The organism is Stecheria intestinalis, from assembly GCF_009696165.1.
GTDB classification, from domain to species: Bacteria; Bacillota_I; Bacilli_A; order Erysipelotrichales; family Erysipelotrichaceae; genus Bulleidia; species Bulleidia intestinalis.
Genome location: NZ_VUMN01000050.1, coordinates 1 through 11,167 on the forward strand (window position 1 = coordinate 1; position 11,167 = coordinate 11,167).

The window sequence follows — 11,167 nt, forward strand, 5'->3', positions numbered from 1 at the left end:
GGTGCTCTTTACTATAAGAGCACCCAATCATCCACCTGCCAAGCAGGTGGTTCTCCGGTTCGCACAATCTTTACACCCATAGCTAGTCAACTGTTTATCTTTGTGCTCACCAGTCCACTAGGACGAAGAGTATCCAGCAGTGCCTCCTGCTGCCATCCCTGCATCACGGAAAATACGAGATCCCAGGAAACATTCCCCATTACCTGTTCCGCCACTTCGGGATGATCAATCGTTTCTTTATGCTGAAGCACATGCTTCAGATGCAGACCATCCGTACTCAGAATCTCTTTCCATCTTCCCCGGCTGATCATCGTCACTTCATTCCCGGCAGTGCATAATGCATGTACCAGCAGAGAGCCGATTACCCCGCATCCATAAACCGGAATTCTCATGTGCATCCTGCTTTTCTGAACGATCCTGCATGAAATCTCGTTCTGTCTGCATGTCCCGTGCAAGCAATTAGACATATCTAACTATAGAAGAAAACCGCAGCCCTGATAATCTGATTTCCCGCAGAACTCGAAAGGATTTTCCTGCACAGGTATTTATAATAGAGAAAAAAGGAAAACAGTTATGAACTTACTTCAGGAAAGCCGTACCAGAATCAATGAAATCGATGACCAGCTTGTCAGACTCTTCGAAGAGCGCATGCATACGGTTGAGAACGTTGCAAAATACAAAGCAGAAAACAATATCCCTGTCTTTGATTCCTTCAGAGAGAAAGAGAACATCGAGAAAAACTCTGCCAAGCTGAAAGACCCGAGACTCAGAAAATACTTTGAAGAATGGTATCAGTACACCATGGAAGTATCTAAGGAGTATCAGAAAGATCTTCTGAAACGTGACTGCTGAAAAGAGAAGATCTGTTTTTGAACAAGGGTGGCTTTCTGCAGCTGAACCGCCGTCCTTCAAACACTCGAAAAATCTGCTCATACGCTCTGCTTTCATGACCAGAGATCCATCGCCTCCTGAGCTGTATAAGGAAAGTGATCATCGAACCGGTCAGTCTCATAAACAATGCAGAAGAAAGCAGCGAAGCGATCCAAGGTGATTCCCGATAGTCAGGAATAGAAAGTTCTGTGCTCTGCCTTCCTGATTCTGTATACGCTGAATGCTCCCGGCATCATGCATGCAGGCTGGCTGAATACTCCGTAAGCAAGACTATGCACCACCTACACTCGCACTGCAGGAATCCTGCGGCTTCGATTCATGAAAAGGTGTCAGCCTTCCTGATCATTGCTGCAGGGTATTGGTCTTTATCAGAAATCCTGCTATTAAATGAATGGTCGTTCATAACAATGATGGGAGAGGAGAGCCGCTATGATAATTCTGAAACCCATTCTTCTGATTGCTGTTCCTTGTTTCGTAACCGCAGGCTGCACTGCCTCTGGCCACGATTCTGAGAATTCTGCATCAGGCCCTTCTTTTCCGCAGACGGCAGCTCCTTCTATGGAGAGCACCGAATTTTTCTCTGCTTCTCCAGATGCCGGAGCGCTGCAATACTATATTGACGCAGCGGTAACGGCAAAGGACGGTAAGGAGCTCACAGTTCTTGTCGAAGATACGCCGATGAAACTGAATCTTTCTGAAGTAGAAAATCTGTATCCTGCCGAAATTCAGACTGGTGATACCATCCGTATTTCGACCTCAGCGGAATCTCTGGATACCTTTGCGGTCATCGAAAATGCAGAGCGGATCACTGCTCCGGAATGACCTCCAGTTTCTGAAGTTAAATGAAACCCTCGCATGATGCTGCGAGGGTTTCTGCTGTAAGGACCAGATGACACAGATCCATCTAGGCAATCACATGCATCTCTGCATCGCATTGCCTGCTGGCATCATGCCCGGTCTTCTCTTATTTATGATACGGTTCATGATGAAGAATGCGGAAACTCCGGTAGATCTGTTCCAGCACGATCAGTCTGCACAGCTGATGCGGGAACGTGTTCGGAGAAAGCTTCCAGCGGAAATCTGCTCTCTGAATGAGTTCTTCTGATACGCCGAGTGAACCGCCGATGACAAAGTCAATTCTGCTCTTTCCGGAAGTATTGAGCTGGTTGATCTTCTCTGAAAGTTTTACAGAGTCCAGTTCTTTTCCAGCCAGATCCAGCAGGATCACATATTCCTGCGGATGGATCTGCTTCAGAAGACGCTGTCCTTCAATCTTCTTGACCTGTTCATTTTCTGCAGCAGAGTTCTTTTCCGGTGCCATCTCGTCCTGTACTTCGATAAGTTCCAGACGATCATAAGGACGGATGCGCTTTGCGTATTCGGCAATGCCATCCTGCAGCCAGCGGTCTTTCACTCTGCCGCATGCGATGATGCGGATCATTGCAGCGTCGCAGTCATCGTGACCGCAGCCGACTGCCGGCTCAGAGAAACGGTTACTGTATCGCCAGAAGCGGAATTATAGAGAAACTGCTTCAGATCATCAGCGCTGTGGATCGCTGTCTCATTGATGCTCATGATCACATCCCCTGCCTGAATTCCTGCTTCCTCAGCCGGAGAATCGGGTTCCACGACAGTCACCAGAACGCCGTCAACCAGATCAAGCGAAAGGTTCCATGCGCTCTTCTGATACAGGGCCAGACTGCTGACATTCGCTGCATCAGCTCCGAGGTATCCTCTGGTAACGGCTCCGTCCTTCTGCAGTTCTTTCGCAGCGTAAAGAATCTCTGAAGAAGCAATTGCAGTAGAGAATCCGGAAGAAGAATTGGAAGAAGTCATCGAAGACGAGACCATGBCGATCAGCTGACCGGACAGATTGATCAGCGGACCGCCGCTTCCGGTTCTGGCAATCTCAGCATCTGTCATGAACACTTCTGTGATCCATGGCTGACGATCTTCGGTACCTGGCCTGAAAACCTGTCCTGGCAGGGAAACGACTCCGAACGATACGCTGCCGCTCTGGTTTTCAATCGGATGAGAACCGACTGCGATGACATATTCTCCTTCTTTGACTGCCGAAGAATCGCCGATCTCGATCGCCGTCGTGGGAAAGGAAGGATGGCAGAGCAGAAGTGCGATATCTGAGGACGGATCGCTGACTGCAGAATCAGCCTGGATCGTGATGCCGCTGTCGAATGTGACGAAATAGGTATTGCCGTCAGCGATATTCTCAGCCGTTGTCAGAATCCAGCACTCATTGTCGGAGCTTGCATAGATCACACCGGAAAAAATGCGGTCTGCCGCCTCACTGTCTTCTGATCTGGCCGTGATCTGAACGATCATCGGCTGCACCGAGGCCGCAGTCTCCGTGATATCTGTCGTATACCCTTCAATCGTCGTGTTGTATACGACGGAAGCACCATGCGAATCCGAAGTGGCTGCCGGAGAAGCAGCCTGATTTTCTTCAGAAAGATTCCTGACTGATACGGTCAGATAGATGTTCCAAGCCAACAACGCAGCTGCAGCTGCCAGGATCCACTTTTTCATCGGTCCATGCTCCTCCTCTGATCACTTCATACTGTCCTGCCGCACACAGCAGCAGATGCGGATTTCTGTTCGGATGATGTTCCAGAACCTGCCTGCTCACTTCCAGGGCCTTCTCTCTGGTATTCGCTTCGCGGCTGATATGAGCCAGGATAACCTGCTTCGTGCGTTCCGTCACGATCTGATCCAGGATTGCCGCACAGTCTTCATTGCAGAGATGTCCGGAATCTGAAGCAATTCTCATCTTCAGGTACTGCGGTCTTCTCGTATGCATGAGCATCTCCACATCATGATTGCTTTCCAGGATGATGTAGTCTGCTCCTTTCAGAAGCGGCAGATATGAATCCTTCACATATCCGGTATCCGTGATATAGACCAGCTTCTCCTGCCAGCTTTCAATGACATATCCGACCGTATCCTCCGCATCATGGCTCAGAGCCAGAGGCAGGATCGTCAGATGTTCCAGCGGGAACTTCTCCATCGGCTTCACGCGGGTATACGGAACATCTCCAAGATCTGCAGCCGCATAGATCGGATGATCTTCAAACATGCGCAGGCACGAGACATGGTCCGTATGCGTATGCGTGATCAGCACCGCATCCAGATCTTCTCTGCAGAACCCCGAGGCAGAAAATGCTTCGGAGAGATATTTCTTCGTCGTGCCGCAGTCAATCATCAGAAACGTATTCTCATCCTGCAGCAGAAAGCAGTTTCCTCTCGAGCCGGATGCCAGCATCGCAAACTTCATCATACGCCGTCACAGCTCGGGAAGTTGCTGAGCGAACATGGATCATACCGTTCTGCAGTCGTTGTGCCATCCGCATTCTGCGTCAAGGAGAAGATGAAGAAATGCGTATGCGGTCCCGCCGCAACACCGGTCATGCCGATCTGCCCGATCACATCTCCCTTGTCGACAATCGTTCCGACCGCCAGCGGACTCGGCACGTTCATATGTCCATAGTACGTATAGTAGCCGTTGTTATGGTTGATGATCACGTAGTTGCCGTTGATAGAGTTGTAGGAATTCTCGGAAATGACGCCGCGGTCTGCCGCATAGATATTTCCGTAATGATCATAGGCATTCTGGATATCGATTGCCCTGTGACCATAGTAGCAGCCCCAGTGACAGGTGATTGACGGATTGTCCACCGGCCAGCGGAACTGTCCGGTACCGACCCCAGGAATCTGCATCGTGCCGATCGAAACGACTTCATTCACTGGCTGCAGCGTGTCCACATAGGAAACCAGAGAACCGGAAACCAGAACTCCATTGATCCATTTCTCGCTGTACAGGGAGTTTCTGGATCCATTGGAACCAGCCTGGGTAGTCTCCACCTCGCCTTCCTTGAGATCCGGATCTTCCTGGTAAACCGTCTCGAAATAGACGACTTCCTTGCGCATGGATTCCTGATTCACGACAATATCAATCGGAGAATTGAAATATGTGACGCACAGCTGCTCGCCTTCGCTGAGAACCTGATCCGTGCTGCTGATCTTGTCCCGGTTGATATTCATGACCTGCGTAGCCGAAAGACCATGATTCTTTGCACCGACACCGGCAACGGTATCGTACTTCTGAACCGTGTAATATTCCTTTTCCGTATCGTTTCCGTACTCAAGGTATTCCAGAATATCTGCTTCGGTATTCAGAATCTCAGAAGCCGGCGCGTAAGACTCTCTGACCGTAATGGTCTGGGAAATACTCACGCTCGTTGCTCGGCTGCCGTAATCTCTTAATTCCGGAACGGACTGGCCGCTGTTGAGCAGAGCAAGATCCGAAGAACTGATGAAATACGACAGATACGTATTCATGGCTGCTTCATACATGGACTGATTGCCCACATAGATCTTCGCATAGATTCCGTTGCTGTCAGAGAACTCCACTTGTGCCGCCTTCAGCGTGAACAGATTATTTTCCTTCAGATAATTGCAGATATCATCATCGATATCGGTATACGTGAAGTAGCTCTGCTCGCTGACCAGATACACATCTTTTCCAAGAGCTGCTTCAGAGCCCGGAAACTCTTCTGCATATTCTTCTTCATAAATGGAATCCAGCAGCGCATTGAGCTTCGACCGATTCTTCAGAACTCCGATCAGCTGTCCGCTGCTGTAGATCCGATAGATCTCTGAAGGAGAAGAATTGATGCTCTCAACCCGCTGCGGAAGAATGCTCTCTTCTTCTGCAGAAGCATTCTCATTTCCCCCGGAAACAGAAGGCATGAGCCCAGGCAGAAAGACCACAATTGCGATAGATGCCGCAAGACATCCGAGAATCTGCAGAATCCGCTTCATCACTGTCCGCCTCCATCTGGTCTGCGGTCAAGATTCATCAGGGCATTCGTATTCGGCTCGAACATCAGGAATACTTTGCGGGTTGCACCATTACGATGCTTTGCCACATTGATTTCCAGTTCTTCCGTTCCCGTCTTTTCAGCCTGTGCTTTCGCTTCTTCGTCATAGTAGGACTTGCGGAACAGCAACATGACAATGTCGGCATCCTGCTCGATGGCTCCGGATTCACGCAGATCGGAAAGCTGCGGCTTCTTGTCTTCACGTGCTTCCACGGAACGGGACAGCTGTGAGAGGGCGATGACCGGAACTTTCAGTTCTCTTGCCAGAGCCTTGAGCTGACGCGAAATCTCCGATACTTCCTGCTGGCGGTTGAAATCACCGCCGCGGCCATTGGAAGAACCGGTAATCAGCTGAATATAGTCGATGAGCACCATGCTCAGGCCTTGTTCCGCCTGCAGCTTGCGGCACTTTGAGAAAATCTCTGCCGTCTTGATTCCCGAAGTATCATCGATATAGATCTTATTCTTGCGCAGGCTGGCGGCTGCCTCATTGACACGGTTCCACTGATCATTATCCAGTCTGCCGGTCTTGAGATTGTCACCCGGAACCCTGCTTCTCCCTGATAAGAGACGCATTGCCAGCGATTCCGCGCTCATTTCGAGCGAGAAGATCGCCACAGCCCGATCCGGCTGATATGCCGCAATGTTCATTGCAAGATTCAATGCCACTGCCGTCTTTCCCATGGAAGGACGGGCAGCCAGAATAATCAGATCGCCAGGCTGGAAGCCATGCGTCAGATGATCCAGATCCCGGAATCCGGTCCGGATTCCGGTCACATCGGAACGATTGTCTGACATCCGGTGAATCTGATCCAGAACACCGGTCATCAGTTCCGGCGTGCTCTTGAATTCCGTCGTGCGGCGATTGCGCGATACATCCGTGATCGCCTTCTCTGCCTCATCCATGTAAGCATTGACATCGGTCTGACCTTCCAGACCTTCTTCCGCAATCTTCTGGCAGGCCAGAATCATATTGCGCGTCAGCGCCTTATCCCGGATGATCTGAACATAGCTCTTCGTGTTGTAGCTGGTGACCGCCGCATTCGTCAGATTCGCAAGATATGCGATTCCGCCCACGGTATCCAGTTCCCCGGTATCCTTGAGACGCGTGGAAACTGAAGTCAGGTCTACCTGCTTTCCTTCCCGGTACAGACTCAGTGCCGCATGGTAAATGCGCCGATTCACATCGACGTAGAAATCCTCTTCCGACAAGCCTTCTTCGATCGCATCCCGAGCAGAGCGATCATATAGCATCATCGTTCCGAGCAGACTCGCTTCCGCTTCGGGAGCTGATGGCATGGTCCGCATCGGCATAGGTTATTCCGTTCCTTTAACCTGACAATTGATTGTTCCGATCACGCCTTTATACAGTTCCACCCGGACCTTCGTGACGCCGAGCGCACTGATCGGATACGTATCCAGAATCTTGCGCTTATCAACCCGGAGGCCCTTCTTTGCCAGTTCCTCGACAATCTGTTTTGTCGAAACAGAACCGAACACCCGGCCGTCCTTATTTGCTTTCACCCTGAATTCGAGCATAGTGCCTTCCAGCTTCTTCGCAAGCTCTTCAGCCTCAGCCTTCTTTCTGGCATCTTCTTCTTTTTCCTGCTCCTTCTGCTGAGCAAGAATCTCTCTGCTCTTTTCCGTGGAAGGCACTGCCAGCCCTCTGGCAATCAGAAAGTTGCGTGCATACCCATCTGCAACCTCAACAATCTCGCCTTTCTTTCCGACCTTCTTCACATCACTTTTCAGTATTACCTTCATCCTGTGCCTCCTTGAAATATCCATTCAGAACTGTAATCAGTTCCTTCTTCATATCGTCCACCGAACTGTTCGCCCGCTGAACTGCCGCAGCCGTCATATGACCGCCGCCCTTCATCGCTTCCATGATTACCTGCACATTTACTTTCCCGTTGGAACGGGCACTGATGCAGGTCAGTCCTTCCGTATCTTTTGCAATCACGAAGACCGCATCGACATCCTGGATTTCCAGCAGATCATCCGCCGTCTGCGAAAGCAGCGTGCGGCTGAGCGATCTTCCTTTGTAGGGCGTAATGATCACACCATGTTCATAGCGCTCGCTGACCGCTGTCACCGCTGCCTTGATCGAAAATTCCTCATAGGTATCTTTCAGAAATTCATCGACTTCCTGCGGATCTGCTCCGAGCCTTCTCAGATTCGAAGCCGCATCGAATGTTCTTGAGCCCGTGCGGACATGGAAATGACCGGTATCAATCGTCATGCCTGCAAGCATGATATTCGCATCCAGCTCGCTGATCTCAATCCGGTTCGAAATATACGGGAACAGCTCCGTGATCAGTTCGCAAGCCGAACTAGCTCCGGCTTCGATATAGACAAGAACCGGTTTCACGCCCATTTCCGTGCTGCGGCGATGATGATCGATAACCGCTACACTCCTGGCCCGTTCCAGCACCGCTGCACCATTCGAGGTCTGCACATTATGGTGATCCACCATGACCACCAGCGTCTTCTCCTGCAGCTGATTCAGTGCTTCGCTTTCCGTGACGAATTTCACTTCCTGATCCAGCTGTGCCAGATTCTTCGTGACCACCGACTTCAGCTTGTCTTCCACGCCGCCGGTCTTCTCAATGATGACCGAAGGCTTATGCAGGGCCTGAGCAATTCTTGAAATACCGATTGCTGCACCCATGCAGTCAAAGTCCATGACCTTGTGGCCGCAGATGATAACATTGGAAGAACGCGAAATCAGTTCTCTCAGCGTATGCGCCATCACGCGCACCCGGACTTTGCTCCGCTTTTCGGTTGCTTCCGAAGAACCGCCGAAGTACTTCACTTCTTCGCCGACCTTCTGCACTGCTACCTGGTCTCCACCTCTGCTCTGGGCAAGGTCCATGAGCCTGGATACCATATCATCCAGTTCTTCATATGACACTTCTCCCCTTGCAAAGGCAAGCGACAGCGTAATGGAGACATCCTGTTTCTGCGCAGCCTTGCGGACCGCATTCAGCACGCTGAAATGATCAGCCGCCAGATCGCTGAAGATCTTCTCATTCAGCACCATGAAGTAGCGATAGTTATTGACCCGCTTGACCAGAATGCCATGTTCCTTGCAGTATTCCGTGATCGGCGTTCTGACCGCAACCGAGATTGCGGTAGCTACGCTGTCATCTTCATACTGCGTAGACTCTTCATAGTTATCCAGCGAAGCCATGCCGATGACGGTACGTCCCTCTTCCAGAGATTCTTTCGTATGCGAAAGATCCGTCACATCCTTGAAAAACAGCACTGGCTCATCTTCTTTGCGGGTGATTTCATAAATCCGGTCATCCAGCTGCACGCTGATCCGGTCAGAGGTTCCATCCAGCAGCGTCTCTGCTTCCGGCAGCCAGGAAAGCACTTTTCTTCCCACCCGGTTGATGCCGCGCTTTTCAAACAGTTCGCTCATCCAGGTGATCACATGATCATCGTCATACATGATCATTCCGGTCTCGGCAAATAAGAATGCATCATTTGCGGCATTGCCAAGCACTTCCCGGATCCCAGTCGAACGCTCTTCAGCCATTGCCTCAAAGCGGTCAGTCAGATAATAGAACAGCACTGCCTCGAGAATCAGGATCAGCGTTGCGGTCATGATCCCCTGTTCCAGGCCTGTGCGGAAGACAAACAGCAAGGCTGCCTGAATCACCACCACCAGGATCAGGGACCGCTTCAGATCACTCATCTTTTTCTGCATTAATTCCAGCTCCTTCCAGCATCCGCTTATGGAAGTCCGTCGTGATATACAGGAACCCGAGAATCAGAAGAAACATCGGGAACGAAAAAATCAGAAAGAATGTCAGAATTCCCGCCAGCACTTTTGCCTTCGGATGAAACAGCGATACCTGAAGGACTACAGCAATGCAGCCATAGACCACCAGATACAGATATCCGCACATTCCGAACGCCTGCGAGAAATTCTGCAGCAGAGCCGATGAAAGCGGCCGCACCAGCGTATAGTAATAGAGCATGAACCCGGCAAGCCCGAGATACCCGCTCCACTTCGGCGGATAATACGAGCCAAGCGGCTTAGGCATTTCCACCGGAAACCGCAGCCGCTTCAGCAGAAGCCTGCTCAGCAGATGCGTGACCAGCCCCTGCAGCACACCAGTCAAGGCTGTACCGATGAAGATGATATTCGTCACAAATGACGTCATGTCTACGGTAGCGGGAACTGCAACATTGGCTGTTGCAAAAAACTGATCCACCATTGTCATCAGATCCTTTACATTCTCTGCCAGGCCATAGCCGAGCATTGCCCCGATCACGACCAGATCGATGATATTGATGAAGATGCCAGCAAGCATCGTCAATAGCACCAGCCGTCGCATCGGCATATGCGCCTTGGTGCCGGAGCCATAAAGCATACCGACCAGAGACTCTGAAGCAACATAGAAGATTGAGGCAGGCGTGCTGACAATAAAGGAAAGCAGCACCATTGCAATCAGAACGACCCAGCTATCCTTCATGCCATATTTAGCTGAATAGAATACCATCGGCAGCGGCAGAAGAAACATCAGCATGCTGCTGAGCGCTCCACCAAGCTGACGGTCAATCAGCAGGAAGACGCCGACGATCGCGATCATCATTGCTCCATCTGTCAATTTCCGAACACTGTGATTCATAAGAAGATACCTCTCAAACGTACGATAAAAAGACCTCAGGACTGTCTGTTATTATAACATGATGAAAGCAGGCCTGCATTTGGTGCACAAAGCAGCACAGAAAAAGGTTCAGATATAGAAGATTGCATCTGAACCAGTGCTGAAAGATAATATCACAAGAGGGTTAATTAACTGACCACAAATGAGCCACTTGTAGTGTAAGGATCGTAGTACCAAGCTTTTGCTGTAGCTGTATAGTTCACAATTACTTGAGAGCCACTAATGTAATGAGAAGTTGAAACCGTATAAAACTCTTTCGGCCCATATTCAATGGTAATATCTGCTGAAACTCCTTGGTTATTTGCATCCAACGTAATCGTTCCAGATGCACTAATACCTACCATTCCTTGTGGGCGGGAGTTCGGCATCATAAACGTGAAGTACGTAGACCCCGAAATCATCCGAATAGCATAATCATTGTTGTCTATTGGGTCTCCTGGCTCATCAGATATATTTTTCGAAGCCCTAACCGGAGTGACAGTAATAATACACGCAAAGAGGGAAATAACTATTGTCAACAATTTTTTCATAAGTTTCTCCAACACTTCACTTGTAAAAGTTAACGCAACCCAAGTATTGCATTAAGTATGTCTGAACAAGAAGTTATAAAGGGCTTGCATTAAGTAGATCTGAAACGGTTCTTCCTTTAACATTTAGATATCAGCCAGATTACTGCCATCTAACGATAGAACTGGAGGA

The 11,167-nt window shown here is 49.9% G+C and carries 12 protein-coding genes; 2 read left to right on the forward strand and 10 right to left on the reverse strand.

Annotated features, from left to right (window positions below):
* Positions 1–86: 86 nt before the first annotated feature.
* Positions 87–392, reverse strand: coding sequence for a ketopantoate reductase family protein (locus FYJ51_RS12915; protein ID WP_205946337.1), 306 nt, complete (start codon positions 390–392; stop codon positions 87–89).
* A gap of 181 nt (positions 393–573) precedes the next feature.
* Between FYJ51_RS12915 and FYJ51_RS12920 the strand changes: the two genes are divergently transcribed.
* Together FYJ51_RS12920 and FYJ51_RS12925 are read left to right on the forward strand one after the other, a co-directional pair.
* Positions 574–852 carry a chorismate mutase gene (locus FYJ51_RS12920; protein ID WP_105302779.1) on the forward strand — a complete coding sequence of 93 codons (279 nt, stop codon included), beginning with the start codon at positions 574–576 and terminating at the stop codon, positions 850–852.
* A 597-nt stretch (positions 853–1,449) separates the two neighbouring features.
* Positions 1,450–1,713 carry a hypothetical protein gene (locus tag FYJ51_RS12925; RefSeq protein WP_154505969.1) on the forward strand — a complete coding sequence of 88 codons (264 nt, stop codon included), beginning with the start codon at positions 1,450–1,452 and terminating at the stop codon, positions 1,711–1,713.
* 142 nt (positions 1,714–1,855) lie between these two features.
* On the opposite strand, the gene rlmH is transcribed toward FYJ51_RS12925, so the two are convergent.
* The 9 genes from rlmH to FYJ51_RS12970 form a co-directional block, all read right to left on the reverse strand.
* Positions 1,856–2,332 (reverse strand): 23S rRNA (pseudouridine(1915)-N(3))-methyltransferase RlmH, encoded by a 477-nt coding sequence (rlmH, locus tag FYJ51_RS12930; protein ID WP_105302777.1) that lies wholly within the window; start codon positions 2,330–2,332, stop codon positions 1,856–1,858.
* Entirely contained in the window at positions 2,329–3,435 is a 1,107-nt protein-coding gene (locus FYJ51_RS12935; protein ID WP_154505970.1) for a S1C family serine protease, read from the reverse strand. The genes rlmH and FYJ51_RS12935 overlap by 4 nt, the downstream gene beginning before the upstream one ends.
* Positions 3,353–4,183, reverse strand: a complete 831-nt coding sequence (locus FYJ51_RS12940; protein WP_154505971.1) for an MBL fold metallo-hydrolase — start codon at positions 4,181–4,183, stop codon at positions 3,353–3,355. Before FYJ51_RS12940 ends, FYJ51_RS12935 begins: the two co-directional genes overlap by 83 nt.
* Positions 4,180–5,727, reverse strand: a complete 1,548-nt coding sequence (locus tag FYJ51_RS12945; RefSeq protein ID WP_154505972.1) for a M23 family metallopeptidase — start codon at positions 5,725–5,727, stop codon at positions 4,180–4,182. The genes FYJ51_RS12940 and FYJ51_RS12945 overlap by 4 nt, the downstream gene beginning before the upstream one ends.
* Positions 5,727–7,100: a replicative DNA helicase gene (gene dnaB, locus FYJ51_RS12950; protein ID WP_154505973.1), complete on the reverse strand. Its 1,374-nt coding sequence runs from the start codon at positions 7,098–7,100 to the stop codon at positions 5,727–5,729. The genes FYJ51_RS12945 and dnaB overlap by 1 nt, the downstream gene beginning before the upstream one ends.
* A 3-nt stretch (positions 7,101–7,103) precedes the next feature.
* On the reverse strand, positions 7,104–7,550 hold the full coding sequence (gene rplI / locus FYJ51_RS12955; protein WP_105302773.1) for a 50S ribosomal protein L9: 447 nt from the start codon (positions 7,548–7,550) through the stop codon (positions 7,104–7,106).
* Positions 7,528–9,501, reverse strand: a complete 1,974-nt coding sequence (locus FYJ51_RS12960) for a GGDEF domain-containing protein (protein WP_105302772.1) — start codon at positions 9,499–9,501, stop codon at positions 7,528–7,530. Before FYJ51_RS12960 ends, rplI begins: the two co-directional genes overlap by 23 nt.
* Positions 9,482–10,429, reverse strand: coding sequence for a DUF2232 domain-containing protein (locus FYJ51_RS12965; protein WP_154505974.1), 948 nt, complete (start codon positions 10,427–10,429; stop codon positions 9,482–9,484). Before FYJ51_RS12965 ends, FYJ51_RS12960 begins: the two co-directional genes overlap by 20 nt.
* A gap of 167 nt (positions 10,430–10,596) precedes the next feature.
* Positions 10,597–10,998, reverse strand: coding sequence for a hypothetical protein (locus tag FYJ51_RS12970; RefSeq protein WP_154505975.1), 402 nt, complete (start codon positions 10,996–10,998; stop codon positions 10,597–10,599).
* Between the last annotated feature and the right edge of the window lie 169 nt (positions 10,999–11,167).